At 51.4% G+C, this 18567-nt stretch carries 13 protein-coding genes; 4 read left to right on the forward strand and 9 right to left on the reverse strand.

Annotation, left to right across the window (positions count from 1 at the left end):
* Positions 1-16: 16 nt before the first annotated feature.
* Together SH449x_RS05120 and SH449x_RS05125 are read right to left on the reverse strand one after the other, a co-directional pair.
* The gene (locus SH449x_RS05120) at positions 17-1444 is read right to left on the reverse strand and encodes an HlyD family secretion protein (protein ID WP_482380246.1); all 1428 of its coding nucleotides are present in this window, start codon (positions 1442-1444) and stop codon (positions 17-19) included.
* Entirely contained in the window at positions 1444-3660 is a 2217-nt protein-coding gene (locus SH449x_RS05125) for an ABC transporter transmembrane domain-containing protein (protein WP_482380247.1), read from the reverse strand. Before SH449x_RS05125 ends, SH449x_RS05120 begins: the two co-directional genes overlap by 1 nt.
* Before the next feature lie 220 nt (positions 3661-3880).
* Between SH449x_RS05125 and SH449x_RS05130 the strand changes: the two genes are divergently transcribed.
* Positions 3881-5089 carry a type I glutamate--ammonia ligase gene (locus SH449x_RS05130; RefSeq protein ID WP_482380248.1) on the forward strand — a complete coding sequence of 403 codons (1209 nt, stop codon included), beginning with the start codon at positions 3881-3883 and terminating at the stop codon, positions 5087-5089.
* A 63-nt stretch (positions 5090-5152) separates the two neighbouring features.
* Entirely contained in the window at positions 5153-6877 is a 1725-nt protein-coding gene (locus SH449x_RS05135) for a fatty acid CoA ligase family protein (protein ID WP_482380249.1), read from the forward strand.
* Between the two features lie 41 nt (positions 6878-6918).
* Here the strand turns inward: SH449x_RS05135 and SH449x_RS05140 are convergent, their stop codons facing one another.
* Together SH449x_RS05140 and SH449x_RS05145 are read right to left on the reverse strand one after the other, a co-directional pair.
* Positions 6919-7746: a phosphoenolpyruvate hydrolase family protein gene (locus tag SH449x_RS05140; protein ID WP_482380250.1), complete on the reverse strand. Its 828-nt coding sequence runs from the start codon at positions 7744-7746 to the stop codon at positions 6919-6921.
* Positions 7747-7821: 75 nt separating this feature from the next.
* Positions 7822-9063: a Tm-1-like ATP-binding domain-containing protein gene (locus SH449x_RS05145; protein WP_482380251.1), complete on the reverse strand. Its 1242-nt coding sequence runs from the start codon at positions 9061-9063 to the stop codon at positions 7822-7824.
* A 157-nt stretch (positions 9064-9220) separates the two neighbouring features.
* On the opposite strand from SH449x_RS05145, the gene SH449x_RS05150 reads away from it, so the two are divergent.
* Positions 9221-9631 (forward strand): Dabb family protein, encoded by a 411-nt coding sequence (locus SH449x_RS05150; RefSeq protein WP_482380252.1) that lies wholly within the window; start codon positions 9221-9223, stop codon positions 9629-9631.
* Positions 9632-9648: 17 nt separating this feature from the next.
* Here the strand turns inward: SH449x_RS05150 and SH449x_RS05155 are convergent, their stop codons facing one another.
* From SH449x_RS05155 to SH449x_RS05170, 4 genes are all read right to left on the reverse strand, one after another.
* Positions 9649-13254, reverse strand: coding sequence for an AAA domain-containing protein (locus SH449x_RS05155; protein ID WP_482380253.1), 3606 nt, complete (start codon positions 13252-13254; stop codon positions 9649-9651).
* 167 nt (positions 13255-13421) lie between these two features.
* Positions 13422-14648, reverse strand: coding sequence for an N-acetylglucosamine-6-phosphate deacetylase (locus tag SH449x_RS05160; protein ID WP_482380254.1), 1227 nt, complete (start codon positions 14646-14648; stop codon positions 13422-13424).
* Entirely contained in the window at positions 14629-15249 is a 621-nt protein-coding gene (locus SH449x_RS05165; RefSeq protein ID WP_482380255.1) for an ATP-binding protein, read from the reverse strand. The genes SH449x_RS05160 and SH449x_RS05165 overlap by 20 nt, the downstream gene beginning before the upstream one ends.
* 84 nt (positions 15250-15333) lie before the next feature.
* Positions 15334-15840 (reverse strand): hypothetical protein, encoded by a 507-nt coding sequence (locus tag SH449x_RS05170; RefSeq protein ID WP_482380256.1) that lies wholly within the window; start codon positions 15838-15840, stop codon positions 15334-15336.
* 207 nt (positions 15841-16047) lie between these two features.
* On the opposite strand from SH449x_RS05170, the gene SH449x_RS05175 reads away from it, so the two are divergent.
* The gene (locus SH449x_RS05175; protein WP_482380257.1) at positions 16048-17172 is read left to right on the forward strand and encodes a hypothetical protein; all 1125 of its coding nucleotides are present in this window, start codon (positions 16048-16050) and stop codon (positions 17170-17172) included.
* Positions 17173-17220: 48 nt separating this feature from the next.
* Here the strand turns inward: SH449x_RS05175 and SH449x_RS05180 are convergent, their stop codons facing one another.
* A complete protein-coding gene (locus SH449x_RS05180) occupies positions 17221-18441 on the reverse strand; it encodes an amidohydrolase family protein (protein WP_482380258.1) in 1221 nt (406 codons plus the stop codon).
* Between the last annotated feature and the right edge of the window lie 126 nt (positions 18442-18567).

Raw genomic sequence — 18567 nt, forward strand, 5'->3', positions numbered from 1 at the left:
ATGAACAATAGGCTAGCTATTTGAGCTTGGGAGCTTTTGGCTCTTTTTCCTTTTTGCCTTTGTCTCCCAGGTCGCGGGTCGCTGGGAATCCGTTTACTTGTCGCCATATTTCGAAACCGAGGGAAACAGTATCCATCAATACCCAAGCGTTTGCCCGAACCCCCTGTTTCAGGTAATCCTTGCTCGGCCAATCATCTTTCGACACGTCCGCCGGGTCAGGCCCAACAAAGATCTTAAAATTACCGGATCCTCCATCATCGGCAGGATTGATAGCACTCACCACGCCGCCGAATGTTCCTTTCGCAGCACTTGGCCAGCCAACAAACTGGATGGCAGGCCATCCTTCGAATTGAATCCGAACCTTGTCGCCGACATGAACGAGGGGCTGATCCATACCCCGGACGTTCAGTTCAACCCACAAATCTTCTGTATCAGGAATGATTTCGAATAGGGCTTCACCGTTGCTTACGGCTCTGCCAACTTGACCGATGATAGATTGGACCCAACCCGTGCTGGGACTCTTGATCTCCAATTGCCGCAGTTCCTGTAAATCGATAGTCAGTTTACTATATTGTTTCTCATAGTCAGCCAGCTTTTGGCTGTATTCGTCTACAGACTGGGTCGCTTTGGCAATCGAATCCCGTACAACTCCTCTCTTGCTTTCCAACTCCTTCGTTTCCGCTTGCCAGTCTTCGTAAGCCTGTGATGCTGACTGTTCCAAGTTCAGAAGTTTTTGTTGCTCTGAAAGAAGTTTATTCAGCAGTCCTTCATACTGGACTTCAGATACGGTGAGGGTGCGTAGTGACTCGCGTTGCTTCACTTCTAGTTCCGCTTGCTTCACATTCGGCTTTTGAGCTTCTATGTCGGAAAGAGCCTTTTCATGCTTGAACTTGGCAGCATTAACCTTGAACTCGGCTGCCTCGATCGACGCCCTCCCATAATCCCTTGTAAAATCGACCCTCTCTCTCGCCTGATCTAATTGTTGTTGAGTCAAGACTCGTTGAGTTCCAATTTGGACCAATTGATCCTGTATCAATTGGAGCTCACCTGCTGCGATGGTATCGAGTTCCATGATGATCTCGCCTTCTTCAACCCACGTGCCTTCCTGCAAGCCAGCCTTCTGGCTCTTGATCACCCCTTTTACAGGGCTCAAAAAGAATTGCCGTCTATCGTTGGGATTTCGAGCTACTACTAGCCCTTCACAACGCGACGACTGCTGCCATGGCAGAAGGGTCGAAGCCAGAATGAACACAACCAATAGCCAAAAAAGCACGCGACCGGTCGCTCTCGCAAACCAACTAGACCGGACTAAATGCATGGCGGGAAGCCTATCCCCCAGCGAATCGCTCGGCTTCAGCCGAATCATTCTGCGCTCAGTCTTACGATCACGCTGAGGAGCAACGGCAGTGTCAGTACTCGGGTGTTCTTGTAAATTGGTTGCCATTATTCGATCTCCAGTTTTCCGTCACACTCGTCAACAATCGATTGTTCATGGGTTGCAATGATCAGCGTCCAAGGCTGCTTGCGATCCTTGATCTCACTCCAAATGGATTCTCGCAAATCCGCAGATACCAGATCCAAAGCTCCATCAATCAGGAGTAACCTCGGCTTGCCTGCGATAGCGCGTGCGATCATGAGGCGCGCCTGCTGCGACTTACTTAATGGGTATCCGCCTGTCTGCATCATAGTCTCGACACCTTTTGGCATCGAAAGCACATCGTTCCAAAGACCGACTCGTGTCAATGCCTCCCGAACATCCGCAGGGCTGACCGAGCTTCGGTTCAACGAAACGTTTTCCTGGATCGTTCCGTGGAACACCTCGGGAGCAGAAGCAATCGATACCATCGAACCGTCTGCAAATCTATTTACGTCTCGCGAGTCTATTCCTCCGATTTCAATCAAGCCCTCCTCCGGCTCGCGAAGACCGCATAACGCATGCATCAAAAGTTCTGCAGTTTGATCCCCACCACTCACTGCAAACCGCTCGCCACTGGCGACACGCAATGAGTCGATGTCCAGCGAGGATGCCCGTTCCGGACAAGGGATATGCAAACCCTTAATTCGTACATCCGCAGGGCCAATTCCCGCATGCATAGTCCGGGAGGGGGGCAATGTGGGAAGATCCAGCAAATGCCCAACCTTGTCCATAGAAGCCATGAGGTCGTAGAACGACTCGAGTGCTTTGCCGACCTTCGCAAACGCACCGACCACCAACGCGATAACAGACACGCTCGCGACCAACTGTCCAACCGTTAAGTCTTCCGAAATCACCAGCCATAAACCGAGCGATAATATCGAGGTTAGTGCCACGGCGTAAAGCATCAAGGCAAACAAGGTTTGCCGAATCAGAATGGTAAAGTGCTTTCGCCTAGCTGATAAATATTCTACCGTAAAACGGTTCGCACGATCGGTCACTAGATCCATTGCTCCGTGTACCTGAAAAGCCTTGGGAGCACCGATAACGTCTTGAAGCCAATGAGCTAGCTTATACTTTACAATGGACTCGTTTATCGAAGTCTTGATCGCGTTCCGTCCAAGTGCCAAAAGTATCAACGTCATGCAGAACACGAGAACGACGTCATAAAGCAATAAGAACGGACTGTAGACCGCGAGAAGAACCATCCCCGTCGTCGTCTGGATGACTAGGAACAACCCCTCGATAAGCAACGTCGAAGTCGCCTTTTGGATGGACATAATGTCAAAAAAGCGGTTCGCCATCTCCGGGCCGTGAATTCCTCGCATGGCATTTCGGTCCAGCCGGGGGAATCGCTCGGTCAAGTCCCCCACGATGCGTACAAGCAAACGCCGCTGCAAAATTTCTATGACGAAGTACTGCAACCCTTTGATCATGGCGGAGAGCGAAAGCACGCAAAACAGCAATAACGCCAACCAGAATAAAGGTTGGGCAGCCATGCTGGCAAATCCGATCGTCGTCACCATCTGCTCAATGGCGAGAGGTGTCGCCAGATCAAGTACACCGACGATGAATCCGAAAATCGTCAGCATCCAGATATCGTTCTTCTCAATCCGTAGCAGCTTGAAGTATCGATTCAGAGGTGATAAATGCTCATGATGATGGTCGTCGCCGTGACCATGACCGTGACCATGGCCCCCACCGTGACCTCCGTGGGCCGTGTTCGCATGACTGGTGGAGGAATGTCTGGAGGATGCTTCGTCGCAAGTTAGCGAGGCTTCTGCGACAAAAAAATGTGCCCCGTTATCTACTAACGCCTTGACCCCCTTGATCAGACGCCCTCTCGTCATCGACTCGGACTCCATGGCGTCTCTAGTGCATGGGATCTTAGACACTTCCATCCTACCGAAGTGAATCTTGCAAAAGATCCAGCTCGATGGTGCACGCTCTCTAATGTCGACCGCGATCACCGTGAAGCCCTCGGAGACCAACTCCCAGATCTCTCCGCCGTATACATCCACGGGCGCCAGACGAATCCCAATCCCCCTAGCTGCACGCATCAGCAAGTAATCGGAGTCGTCAAAATTTTCCACGGAATAAGAATTTTTAGAGTCGGCTAAAGCCTGCATCAATAGGCCAGACTCAATCGGGATATCGTTTCTTGCAGCTACCTCGACGAGAGTCTTTCTCATCAGCTCTATCAGCTGCTCCTCAGTCCTTGCTGTTGTTCCCTCGGCCTTTAGCATAAGTTTTCCTTATGTAAAAAATCTTTCCCTTTCAGATTACCCCTCATTATTCCTCCCAGATTGGAGTGGCAAGTTCTAAACCCCATTTTTTTGTTCCGATTTGGCCCGATTCTTGCCATTCTCTTCCTGTCGTAAACCTGTCGAGGTTTACAATTCGGCTCTCGGAACGACTGGCTGGACAATTTAAGGCGTGGATTCTCATAGGAATTGGGGTGTTGGTTTGAAACCAAAAGCGGTTTTGGCGTATTGTCGAGAAAAAGGTATTCGAACCATCGATCTTCGATTTACAGATTTGACCGGGGCTTGGCAACATCTGACGTTCCCTGTTTCTGCGATTTCTGAGGTTTCGTTCGAGGATGGGTTTGGACAGGAAGTTTCCTTTGGCTTGGAAGCGAGCCCGCCAGGTACGGCCGAAATGGCCTATGTCGTCCTTGTTCCTTACAGCGAAGCCAATTACCTGGACGCTTCGACAGATCCCCCTACCTTGGTGCTGCTCGCAGGGATCCAAGACATCCTGCACAGACAGGAATCTCCTTGGGACTCTCGAAACGTTGCCAACCAAGCAGTTCGGTTTCTCGAGTCGACTTCTATTGCCGATGAACTGTACGTGAGAACGCTATTAAAGTTCGACCTTCATCACAATTCCGACAAACATTCAGGGTCCGGCTTCGATAAAGCCTTTCAATTCCGATGCCAACTAATGAATCGAGCCATCGATGCGGGAGTTAATGTCGAACGACACTTTCACTATTCATCGGCAGGATCCTTCATCGCTCTTCAACCAACGAAAATACTAGAGTGCTGTGACGATATCGCGATGACTCGATATCTAATGGAACAGATTGCCGCCGAGGAGGGCGTTTCTGTCGATCTTTCCAGCCACTATTCGGCGACGCAATGGAAGCTCGTCAAGAATGGCGAGCCGGTTTTCCCTGGCAACTCGTCGCGGGGTATCAGCGATGTCGCACGATACGCACAAGGGGGAATCGTCAAACATGCTGCCAGCTTAGCTGCCATTTTCTTAACCCCAGTGCTCGAAAATGCAGCAATGGATTTCCCTTTTGCCGCGAATGCAGCAGTCGATACCCCTATGTCGCTGACTCGATCTCTGCAAGATAATCAATCTTCTCGATCAAGAGTGATCGAAGTTCGCGGAATTCCAACCCATGGAAACCACTATCTCGCTGCCGCAGCCACTTTGATGGCTATGATCGATGGCATCCTCAACAAAATCAATCCTGCTCCATTCGATTCTCCTCCGACTCGCATCATCGATCCTTCAGTCTCGGTCTCAGAGCGAGCTCGAGTCCTATCTAAAGCACTCAGTTCCGATACCGATTTTCTGCTCATGGGCGATGTGTTTAGCAACGAACTCCTCGACTCGATTTCCGCCTATCTTGACCACATCGCTTCCACCAATTTTTTTTAGCAAAGCCACGCCCTGGCCAGCGTTCCTCACCCCTCTCCAAACTCGCTTTGCACCACCTGTCGCATGAATATTGCAAGTCGGTTAAAAGTCCAAGCAGAATCAAGCCCTAACCAGATCGCCATCGCGTCTGCGACCGATCGATACAAACCGTGCCGCACCAGAAACTACCGAACCGTATCGCTTCAAGATTTGGACGCGCGATCGAGTTCGATCGCAGCCGGGCTCCAGTCAATGGGAATAGGTCCAGGGAAACGTATCGCACTATTAGTTCGATTTGGCGAAGACTTCATTACGCTCGTTTTTGCCCTCCTTAAAGCAGGCGCGACCATGATCCTGGTCGATCCCGGGATGGGAAAAAAGAATCTGATCAAATGCCTAGAAGCAACCCAACCAGATGGCTTTGTCGCCATTCCCATGGCCCACGCAATCGTTAAGGTTCTCGCCAGTCGCTTCCCTAAAGCCAAGCACAATGTTCTCGTCGGCCCCTGGCTACCATTTCTCCCCACGATCACACTGGCCAAGCTGGAGAGGCATCGCGAATCGGACTACCGAGATCCCATCCAAGACAGTTCTGCCGAATCGGCAATCATCTTTACAACAGGTAGCACCGGTCCACCCAAAGGTGTTCTCTATTCGCACCAAACCTTTCTCTCTCAAGTGGACTTGATCTCAAGCCATTACGGTATAACCGCAGGCGGGAAAGATCTAAGTTGCTTTCCACTCTTCGGCTTATTCAATGCGGTGATGGGAACGACAACCATCCTCCCCGATATGGACCCGACTCGCCCCGCCGATGTTGATCCACCGCGCCTGCTCGATGCAATTGATCATTGGCAGATCAACCAGTCATTCGGATCGCCTGCCCTGTGGAACAAGCTGGGCCGATACTGCGAAGAAACCGGTCGACGTGTCCCTTCGCTAACCCGAGTCCTCTCGGCAGGAGCGCCAGTCCCTCCCAAAGTTATGCAAAGAATGCGAAATGCCATCCATCCTGATGCATTGTTCTTCACTCCCTACGGAGCAACGGAAGCCTTACCGATCGCCTCAATCGAGTCTCGGACCGTTCTCGAGGAAACAGCTACCAAGACCGAACGAGGCGGCGGCACCTGCGTCGGAAATCGCTTTCCCTCCATCGAGTGGCGAGTCATCAAAATTAGCGATTCGCCGATGACCGAACTCGGCGAAACCGAAGCTTTGCCTAGGGGAGAAATCGGAGAGCTCGTTGTTTCTGGTCCCGTCATATCCGAGCGATACGTGACCCGCACCGAACAAAACGCCCTCCATAAACTAAACGACAACGGTCGCGTTTGGCATCGTATGGGGGATGTGGGCTATCTCGATGAACAGGATCGTTTCTGGTTTTGCGGACGCAAAACCCATCGGGTCGAAACGAAACAAGGTACGATCTTTACCGAGCCAATCGAGGGCATCGCTAACACACACCCCCAAATCTATCGTTCAGCACTAGTCGGCACGGGAAAGGCTCCCGACCAATCACCATTGCTCATCCTCGAACCAACCTCTAAGTCTCATGCCTCCACGCCTCATGCCTCGACGTCTCATGCCTCGACGTCTCATGCCTCGACGTCTCATGCCTCGACGTCTCATGATCGTTCGGAACAACAACTCATCCAAGAAGTCCAGAAGATCCTCACTTCACACCAGGTTTCAAACGGGATCGATCGGATCGTTGTCTATCCAACCAAACTCCCAGTGGATATCCGACACAACTCCAAGATCTTCCGCGAACAGTTAACCGATTGGGCTAACCAGAACCACCGTGCTTAAGCAGTTGCAAAACAACGCATGTCGGGACTTCGTTCGATTGTTCATCGCTTGAGTTGCATGAACTCGGATACTTGCTGCTTAATCGCTAACTCGGTCGGTAATCTCTCCATAGAACTGGCTCCATAAAAGCCATGGATGTCGCATCGATCCAAAACGTATTGAGCGTCCTTGGGCATCGCGATAGGACCTCCATGGCATAGAACGATCACATCGGAGCGAACCGATCTGCCAGCGTCGGCGATCTCGCTAACTCGTGCGACGCAATCATCGAGCGTTAAAGCGGACTCGGCCCCGATGGCTCCCCCCGTGGTGAGCCCCATGTGAGCGACCAAGATGTCCGCCCCCGCCTCCGTCATCCCGATCGCTTGCTCGGTGTCGAACACATAAGGGGTTGTGAGTAATTCGAGCCGCCTAGCAGCCGCAACGCAGTCGACTTCCAGAGCGTATCCCATTCCGGTCTCTTCCAAGTTGGCTCGAAACATGCCGTCAATGAGCCCCACGGTAGGAAAGTTCTGGATCCCAGAAAACCCGAGCTCGATCAGCTCTTTGAGAAAGTGATCTCGAATCATAAAGGGATCGACCGCGCAAACCCCCGCAATCACCGGCGTCGAGTTGACTACAGTTAAAACCTCCCTCGCCATCTCCTTCACGATCTCATTGGCATTACCAAAGGGAAGCAACCCCGACAGCGAACCTCGACCCGCCATACGATATCGGCCAGAGTTGTAAATCACGATCAGGTCAATGCCCCCAGCCTCTTCGCATTTGGCGCTGATACCCGTCCCCGCCCCGCCACCGACGATAGGCTCGCGCCGATCGATCTTTTCTCGCAGGCGTGCCAAGATCTCTTCCCTGGTTTGTCGTGCCATTTCTATTGTCCCGAATTCCTTCTAAGTATCGTATTGCTGCGAAAGTGAAAGTTTACAGCAAACGGGTAAATGTGACTATTCTGGCTGATGCTTGAGGGCTGACTGGCGTTCCCAAAGCTCTAGAAAGTTCCCGACCAACGCCTCAGCAAACTCAGGTTCATTGATGTGGTAAGGCAATCGAATGATTTTGCGATCGTCTTGGCAAACAAGGCATCGCTCCAACTCATCAATCAGTGCTCGGTCCGCATCCGGGTCATGAAAAATTTGGTCAGGTGCGTCGAGCGAGGATACGCCCCCCATCGGTACAAGAATCCTGAACGGTGAACGAGAACTATTGAGCTTATCTGCAATGAAGCTAGCTGCTCGCAAATTCTCATCCACCGTAGTTCGCATCAATGTTACTTGTGCATTGTGAACATGAAGCAATCGATTGCGATACGGAATAGGCACCGTTTCCTTTGCCCCAAAATTCACCATATCTAATGCCCCTAAGCTGAGCACTAGAGGAATCTGAGCCTGTAGCAATTTCTCAAAGCGATTCGGTCCGCAGGAAAATACCCCGCCAGCGATTTGGTCCGCGACCTCCGTCGTTGTGATATCGAGAACTCCGTTGATCAAGCCCGATGCTACTAACGATTCCATCGCCCGCCCCCCACTACCCGTCGCATGAAAAACGAGGCAATCAAAACCTCGCTCTTCCAAGGCTTTGCGAACCTGATTCACACACGGCGTCGTCACACCGAACATGGTCATTCCAATAGTCGGCTTGTTACTTATCCGAGCAATCGGATGCCGCACCATTCCCGCCATGGCATGCGCCGCATTGCTCAATACAACTTGCGAGACGGCATTGACGCCCGCAATATCCACTACGGAAAACAGCATGAGAATATCGCTGCAATCGACATAGGGAGCGATGTTACCACTCGCCACTGTCGACACCATCAATTTTGGAAACCCGATTGGTAACGCACGCATTGCGGTTGTAATGAGCGATGTCCCGCCGCTCCCCCCTAGCCCGACGACCCCAGCAATTTTTCCGTCAGCAAGTTCTTTCAAAAGAAAAACTTTCAGAGCTTCGGCCATCTCAGCAATGGCGGTCCCCCGATCAGTTGCACCAGTAATCGCGAGCCTTTCCATTCCAGCAGCTGCGAGCACTTGATCTCGATCAATATCAGGCGACACCGTAGGCGGTTGCAGCGTTCCGACGTCGACCATCCGGACAGCGATTCCTAAATGGACCAGCCGGTCTCGCGCAAAAGCGAGCTCTTCCCCCTTTGTGTCCATGGTCGCTACCAAATATACATATGCAGACATTGTCAGTATCTCATTCAGTATCCCATTGTTGTTAACTTCTCCCTTAGGGTAGCAAAAAACGCTCGATTGCTACAGCACCCTTTGCAACAGGTACTCGAGGCAGGTAAGCTTTGCGGAAGAGTTTTCTCTTTCCTTTCAATTCGTTTGTGAGTCAATTATGAAGAACCAGCTCAGTTCCCGAGTCCTGTTCGCAATCCTAGGCTTCACTGTTTGCAGCCTTGCCCTGACCTTTTCCCTACTAGTCGCACAAGAAAAAGAGGATCGAATGTTGCGTCACGTTGTCTTGTTCAAGTTCAAAGAGACCAGTTCAGCAGAAGAGGTCCAAACCGTCGTTGACGCGTTCCGATCTTTGAAAACCTCGATCCCAGAGGTCGCAGATTTCGAATATGGTACAGATAACAGTCCAGAAGGGCTGTCGAACGGTTTTACACACTGCTTCTTGGTGACATTCAAAAGCGAAGCGGATCGCGACGTCTACTTGCCTCACCCAAAACACAAGGAGTTTGTCGAAGTCCTAACGCCACATCTCGATAAAGTGCAAGTCATCGACTACTGGGCAACCAAGTAGCTTGATTCTAAGCTGCCTCATCGCCCGATGGTGAGAATGACAACGCTACGATCCTCCAACTCTTGCAGGACTCGCTGAGGTAGAGGTTCTTTTCCAAAACACGCATAGATCCTGCCTATATCGCGATACCAAAAAAGAGGTTCGGCGATAATCTGTCCGTTCTGGTCCGTTATAGGTTCATGCGAGATCAAGTGACCTGCCCACACACGTTGTAACCATTTTCGATGTTCCGAACCGATTATTTGCAGGATATCCTCCATGTCATCCTGTTGGCTACTCTCCGAGTCGATTTGTGATGTTTCCTGCAAGCAGTTCAAACACAATTCGACTGCTCGGAATATCTTCATGGCTTGCGGATTCGCATTACGATGTGCAAACAAAGTTAAAATCGAACGAGCCCGGGTCATGGCCACATAAAGACTGCTCGCAAGCACCCCCTTATCCTGGGCACGAAAGAAATCGATCCCTGGAATGATCACGACCTCTGAATCGTACCCTTTAAATGAAGCAGATGTGGTTGCCAAAATCGCATGGGGGCTTCGCTGAAACGCCTGATTGGTCTGAACGCTGAGCTCGACATTAATGCCCTTCAAAACCGGTGCAACGATTTGCTCCAAACGTGCTCGAATAAATTTAGAATTGTAAATGATGGTGATATCCGAGGGGCGGACACCTTCGTTCTGGATCAATTGTCGACAATACTCCGCCAGAGCGAGAAACTCTTGGTCTAGCGTCTCAAATTTTCGAAACTCCGGTTTCGGTCCATCTACTTGGTTAAAACGAACGCTCCACCAGTCGATTCCACATTTTTCCACCTGCTCGATCAAACCGCGAGCTAGCAACTCTTTATAGTCCTGGTTGTCTTCTTGGGATTGCAACTGACACAGGACATTCAGTGCAAATTCGGTGATTGGTTTCGTGCTTCGAAAGCTCTCCTTCATGACCGTCGAACGTCCACGCATATCGAGCCCTAGTTCGGACCATTTGGGAACGCCGCGATCATAAATATTCTGGGCGTTATCGTAGAATATGTTGACGGATCGACTGTTAGCGTCGATCAAATTGGTCTGCCTCGTCAACGCCGTGAGAAGCTTTAACGTAGAGGGTCCCATATCCTGTGCTTCATCAATGAACAATGCGTCGCACCGAGGTGCAATCTCGCTCACATCAACGCGATCCAAGTAAGCTTGGGCAGCCAAATCGTAGTCGAAACCGAAGCTCTGTGCGCTTAAGCCCACCTCTGGTAGCACGACTTGCAACAAATCCCGAATGTGTTGCAAAGAGACGCGATTCCAAGGAAACGGTTTTCCGCCGGTCGTTTGCTCCCACGCTGCTAGAATCGATTCGGAGATGAGAGTTTGAAGGGATCGATTCGCGAAAATAGCCCAAATTCGAATATTCTGTTCCTGCCGCAACCGGTTCACCGTTTGCATCAACCAATGTGCAAGTACGACGGTCTTGCCGCTACCCGCTACCCCACGGACAAGACGCGGCTTTCCATCTAGCTCCAAACCACATAACCGCTGTTGTTCATGAGACAGGACCGGACGCAGCTCCTGTCTCCTGGTAATCTGATACCCCACGCTGGTTGTTTCGTTGACCACCATCGACTGCGGTGGAACATAATCGACCGCAACAGGTACTTCTTCCCATACATGAGCTCGTTGGGAACTTCTAAGAACCAAAGGCTTTAGATGTCTAATCAACGGCTTGAGGTACGGTTCGTTCATTTCCGCCCGGCTAGCGAGCAAGATCAACGACTCCCGTGCACGACTCATGGCGACGTTTATCATCCGCTGCCATTCATCATACGGCCAGCTATAACTCCCAGCGTTGACCGTATCAAAGATGATGATATCCGCTTCGGAGCCTTGCTGACTGTGTACTGTGGAGGCGGTCCAGTTTTGAATATGATTCTCCGCAATGTATTTTGTAACCCATTGCGTTTGTGCTTTGAACGGAGAGAGAAACAATCCGTGACACTCACGAAACGGCATATGGGAAAAGAATCGATCGAGAATATTCAGCGTGGCTCGTCGGATCCAACTCCGGTTTCCAGGCCCTCGCTCCGCTCGAATCGACGGCAGATCGGCCCCATCCTCATCCAGTACATACCAAACAGCCCGCGTCTCGTTCGTCAACGGGGTTGGCAATTGGTAGTGTCGATCCCGCACTTCGGGAGCTGTCACTAACTGGGAGTCGTATTTATAACTTGAAACGATCCGGCAAATGTCCTCGTGCATCCTGCGTTGCTCGCGCAGGACGTGCACTCCGTCGAGCTCTGTTGTGACGGTATCGAGATGACTCAAACCGCTCATGGCGAGCCATTTCATCTGATTGGTCGGCAAGATTCTACTGATGCGGCTGATCGGTGCTAATTGTTGGGAATCTCCAACCAAAACGATCCGTCGACTGGCCAAAAGCGATAAGGCAGCAATCGCAGTCCGGGACAACAACCCGGCTTCATCAATGAAGACCGACGTGAACGGTGCATATCCGCTCTCGATACTCGACTTCACCTCGGGACGTTTTATCAGAGTGGTCGCTTTAAAAGCCGTGGTAACAATGACTCTAGCCTTGGAGTCGAGAAAGTTCTTCAGCGAAGAATCACGCATCTCGCGGCTTAGCGTCTTGATTTGGCTCCGTAGTACTGCTTTCTCCTCCGAGTCTCTCGCCCTAGCGAGTTCATGCGAAAGAAGCTCGATTTGTCCCAGATACTCAGTCTCTGTTCCGCGAAGCATATCGACGAGCTTTTCCGATTGATAACGTTCCAGCGTCGCCCCTTTGCCAACCCTTAACAAGCTGCCTGCCGCCAACTCTTTCGTGCACCCCATGTTTTTCGCAGCTCGACCGACCGACAAAGCCACTGCATCGGTTGCTCGATTCGTCGTGGAAACAATCAAAATACGTTCGGTCGGGTCCGAAAGAACGGCTGCTACCTGTCGACCGGTCGTGTAGGTTTTGCCAGTACCAGGCGGCCCCCAAAGCACACTCCACGACTTGTTCCACCAAGTCCTCAAGTGCTCTAAGCCTGCCTCGCTCGGTTGGCATACGTTGGGATGGATCCCACCCTCCGACGCGAATAGTCGGTTCGGCAGCAGTTGGCGAAGGGAGTCGTAAGCAGGCTCGTTAAATATCGAGTTCAGAAACGCAAGAAACTCGAACGGTCGAACAAAGAACGATCCTTTCGTCGGCGGATATTCCGGATTCGAGACAGAAACAAAAATTCTCCCACCCGCCTCGTCAACCTCGAGTACCTCGCCAGACCAAAGAATGGAGTCTTCGGCTTCATCGTCTTCGGAGCGTTGTTGATCAAAAAGGGATTGGGTGTGTAGTCTTTCCTCGAGCATGTGGACCGGTCGGAATGCCATCGAGCCTTCCCAAGTCCAATCGAATTCGACCGAGTGCCCGACATGCAAAACATAGATTGTGCCACTTTCGGATTCCGAGAGCAGGCTTACTTTGCGGCACCGTAGCTGTTTCCATTGGACGGAGTCACGGTACTCACGCTTGATGGCTTGCTGAGCATCGGCAAGTGTTGAGTTCGGTGCATCCGGCAGTTCGATCTGAATCGGGAAACGGGCTTGTTCGAATCGATCGTCTTCTAGCTCGTCTCTTAGCATAAGTGATAGAAAAACCGAGCTGTCAAGTTGGATAAAAAGGGTAGACGGGGAAAGCCGGTTGAGACGCCCGCGATTGCTGTTTCATTGCGAATCATGCGAGCCCTCCAAAATGTAACAATACAATCGAACTTAGAGTAATCCAACTTGCTGCCTGTGACTAGCCGTAGCTAAACAGCTCGCTGGCCTCCGAGATAGACTCGCTCAACCTGCAATTGATCAGACAAAACCACAAAATCAGCCAGTTTGCCGACCGCAATGCTCCCCACGCGTTCCGCAATTCCCGTTCGTTCCGCTGGCGTCAACGATGCCATGCGAACGATTTCATACAAGGGAATATCAGTCCAGTGAGCCATGTTCCTAACCATGCTGTCCAACGCCACCACAGAACTGGCCAATCCGCCCCCTTCGCCACGTCCAACACTCCCGTCGCTGTAGATCCAGTTCTCGTCCCGTTGGTCGCCAAAAGCGTACTTGCCTGGGGGCATGTCTAAAGCTCGATTGCAATCACTGACCAGACACAACCGACGGCTCGTTTTCATTTGCCATGCAAATCGGAGCAGTTCCGGGCTAAGATGGCAGCCATCCGCAATCACCTCGGTGCTCATCTCGGGATTGGCTAGTACAAACTCCGTCATGCTAGCTTGCATCGGAAAGCCGAACCTGGGACGCAACGATACCACCGAACTCATGGCACACCAAAAGTGATCGACATGCCGCATGCCAAGGTCAAAAGCGGCTTGCATCTCCGACCAACTAGAATTGGAGTGACCGCAGGTGATGAGGCACCCGTAGTGAGACGCGAGTCGATAGAAATCAGCTGCACCAGGTAATTCGGCCGCACAAGTTGCAATCTTAACGATCCCTGTATCGAAATATGCTTTCGATTCCCTCAGAGTCGGCGGACGGCATCCTGCCTTCGTATGGCAACCCGCTTTATCCTCGGCAAAGTAAGGCCCATAGAGATGAACCCCCGGCAACCGAGGTAGGAATTCTCTATCTTCATCCGCTTGCATTCCAGTCTTGGACCCAAGGGCATTAATTTGTTCCATCACCTGCTTTGTGCTGCATAGCATCTCCATAATTTGCTCGTGAGTTCCGGTTGTGCAAGTCGGAAAGAGCGATGTAACCCCGTGCCGGAGGTGCGCTGCCGCAGCCTGTCGGATTGCAGACTCGGTGCCATCCATAAAATCGTGGCCACGCCCACCGTGTACATGAATATCGATAAATCCCGGTGCGAGATATCCACCTGCGAGCGAGATAGTCTCGGTCTCAGCAGGCAAGTTGTTTGGCAAAGGGCCAATGTAATCAACTATACCATCCTTACAGATTACACATTGGTCCGAGACGACGCCTGACTCAAGTATGACGCGACCATCATGAAACAGGCTTATCATTTTTTGCCCACCAATCGTACATGTCGAAGAGAGATTCTCGGAGGTTTTGTTCATGCTTGGTTCGCGATTGCTTCCAGTCTTGAGAAGCGAGCGCGCTCTCGACCGATGAGGAGTCCCGTTCGCCAAGCAATCTTTGTATAACCCATTGCTCGGTTGTTTGATCGACGTAGGTACGCCATATCACCTTGCATCCAGGGAACGGTCGATGGGAGGTTGCGATCACAGGCTTTCGATGGCAGTATGCGTACGCAACCACTCGAAATCTACGTAACAACGACAATTGCTCAATGCCATCCAACAAAACCATGTCGGCCTGTTTCCAAAATGGAAGGGATTGAACAAAATCCTGCGTCGCTCTCCCGTTGTCGTGAAGGAATAGGCTCGCGATCCTTATGTCAACCTCTGCTTTTTCCAATCGTTTCTTCAGCGTCATGAGCAGGGTCGACTTGCCTGTTCCGTGGGGGCCAACGATCAAAGAGCAGCCATGGCTGTTACGGCACGATCGCGCGAAGGTATCCCATTGCTCTTTCTCGAAAAACTCGTACTCGATCGCTCCCGGTAGAAAATACTTGGTGCAGAATGGATTGGAGTGCTCTTGCAAAACTCAAGCCCCGTCGAGAAACCATCAATTGGAACCGCCCGATCCGCGACAACTTAGTGGGACATTATGGACGAATAGCATAGTTTATTTGGAACGCCTTGTAGAGGTAGGCGTGATGCTCCATACTGCCAAAGCACCAAGCCAAACGGGTACCAGCAACAGCCAGATGCCGAACCCCACTGAGTCGTAGGTTGTAGCACCGCTGGTTGTCATCGTTCCATCCTGAATCTGCTGAGGACCTAAGTCCGGGTGGGTCAACGCGCTAGCCAAGGCCGGGGAGTTTGTGGTGGAAACAGGCATACCCGGCATGGTTCCCATACCGTTCTGCTGTTGGGTAAGAGGGTTCCCCCAAGGATCGAGAGGGGGTTGATCGAATTGAGATCGTGCGGGATCCATCCCCATTCCAGCACCCTGCATATTCTGCTGCTCCCAGGCATTAGAAGACATGGCAGCGTCGGAACGCATCCCGTTTTGGCTTGGATTGCCTGATAAATGCCTGGGGAACGGAACCACCCCAATCGCAGGTAGAAACAATGCCATCGAGCTGGTCGCGCACAAGACGATTAGACTTATGAACTTGATCGACTGCATGCTGACTCCCGGAAATGGAACAAACGAACCGAGCATTGACTTATGAATAGGCAACGCCGCCCGGGAAAATACCAAAAACACTCCGTCAAAATCGATCCGAATAGGGAGTTCCGAGCCGAATTCCAAGCAAATTTCGGGGAAAAAGTCGCATCGGGTACTATAATCGAGCCGTACACAACGTTTCGAACCATCAGGAGTCTATCAGGCATGTTCATCAAGCTAGCAAAATCCGCTTCGCAATTGGCTCTCCCCATTTGCGCGGCCATGACTCCGTTCTCTACAGCTTTTTTGCTCTCCACCGACGGGTACGCACAAACAACGATTAACCGCTACAACGTTCCAAACCCCTATTCAAGGCCCAGCCAAGCTCAGCCACCCAGCCAAGTTCGGCCCCTTGAGATCCGTCAGTATTCTGTGAGTCCCAGCAATACTCGAGTCTATGAAACAATTCCTCGGCAAGCCATACCGCCTCGAACCATTGCACCTGGGCAAGGACCTCAACCCGCGCTTGGACTTGCTCAGCCAACACCCCAATTGCAAGTCCCGCAGTTGCAATCGCCGGCGAATTTTGCAGATGTTCAAGTGGTCGGACGCGGGCTCGGGACGCCAGGCTTAATCACATCAGGTGCAGCGGAGCGTATGCAGCAATCGGGACTTGTTGTGGAAGAGTTTCGTCCACCGCAACCTCGAGTCGAAGACTTTTCGCTTGATGGGTTACCTCCCGAAGCACGCCGACAATTCTACCAACAGCTCGATCTACCTGAGGGAGCGCGTGTCATGTCCGCACGCATCGTCACGGCTGATCAACAAGAGTTGTCAGTGCAAGATCCGGTACCGCTTGTTGCACCCGCACCACCAGTCTTGCCATCAGTTTCGAGTGAGACCACCCTGCTGCCTGCTGTACGAGACGCAGACGAATCACAACCCGAGCCAGCGGCTGCAAGTTATGCATCGTCGGAGTTAGTTCAAGAGCTATCGAATCAGAATATCGCACTCCTCAAAGAAATCCAATCGATCAACGAGCGGCTAGCGAAATTGGAACAAGCGTACCATCTGCTTGAAGTTCAAATGATTCAAGTCAAAGAGAGTTTGCCAGCAACCATTGAACCCGTTACCGAAGTACAAAGAACCGAACCGGATACTGCACCACCCGCGACAGAGCAACCAGCCACAGAGCAACCAGCCACAGAACAACCAGCCACAGAACAACCAGCCACAGAACAACCGGTCGAGGATAAGCCCGCAGCAGAGAATGACACCGCATCTGGTAAAGAGAAGGCTCCTGGAAAGAAAAAGAAGAACAAGAAGGTCGCCGAGCGAATCGAGGTTTGATTGGCGTAACGCGAAAGCGGCCTCAGAAGTCTCCGAAGGATGCTGACGTCATTTGCTCGAATCGCTTGCGCCCACAGCACCGTTTTCTAGTCGCTCGCGAACTCCTGGTATCACCCGAATCGCGTTTTCGTAATAGATTCGCCTCAGCACATCGTCAGGCAAATCAATCCCATAAATTCTCCACAGACCTTGGGGAGGAATAGATTTCTCCGAGTAGGAGAAGTACTCGTCTCGAGATTCCAAGAAACGCCAATAAGCCTGATACCTTTGTTCTGGCCATGGGCCATCGGTTCCGAAGAGTATGCGCTCGGAATGAGACAGAAAAAAATCTCGTGCTGTGTAAGGCTGGCGTCCCAATTCGCTGATCCTTGAAGCGAACTCGATCACGACGTTCGGGTGTCGAGCCAACATCGCCGCCGTTTCTTCGAGATCCTCAGCATCGTTTCCAAAGTGGGCTGCGATAAATGTTGTTCTAGGATGTTTTGCGAATAATCGATCTCTTGCTGCGTGCAAGTCTTTGCGGCGTGGAAACTCACCTTCTGGGAAATGCCATCCCGGGCGTCGCGAAAGTTCTTCGTATCGTTCGTTACTTGGGTCGATGGGTTCGAAGAATGCACTCGGATCGGCCGTGTGCATTATGACAGGCAGGCCAAGCTGACCACATACTTCCCAAATGGGATCAAAGCGTTCATCGTCGATGGCAATGAACGAACCATCTGCATTCTTCAGCTCCAATCCGAATGATTTAAAGACTTTGAGGCCCGAGATACCACTCGCTTTCGCAGCTTCCAGTTCTCGAACAATCTTCCGAGCAAAACCGGGTTGGTTACAGTCCCATGATGCAGACTCGTCGATTCGACCTCGTCCTCTCCAGTCGATATTGGTGAAGATGAGGAACCGGTTCTTATGATTTGTCCACAAATACGATATATGGTCCTCAAGCTGTTGGCCGAGTGTTCCGTCCAAACTCACACTGAGGGCGATGTTATTCCGCTCCATAAGCTGAACGAAATGCTCCAGAGCATCTGTATCATGCTTTAGTCGAATCGAAAAATGGGAGTGTACGTCTACAACCGGGAAGCGTGCTCGTTCGATGCGAGTACTTTTTACTCGCAATCTAGGGTCTGGAGTGAATTCACCGATCGATAACGGTGACACCGATTCGTTAGTTTGACCGTGCCCCCATCTCGGAAACACCAAAGTGCCTGAGATGGCGAAAAACGCTAAACTGCACCGTAGCAAACAAATCACGAGTAGCTTTGTACGCATCACTAAAGGATTCACCCAAACGCGAAATCGGATGAGTCCGGGAAACAACTCAGACTCGTCGACGACCCCAATATAGTCCCCCTTAGATCGTTGTTGCCAGATAGAATCTTAACTTCCAGTATCCCG

The organism is Brakhagea baltica (assembly GCF_052161605.1).
Lineage (GTDB): Bacteria > Planctomycetota > Planctomycetia > Pirellulales > Pirellulaceae > JBKCUI01.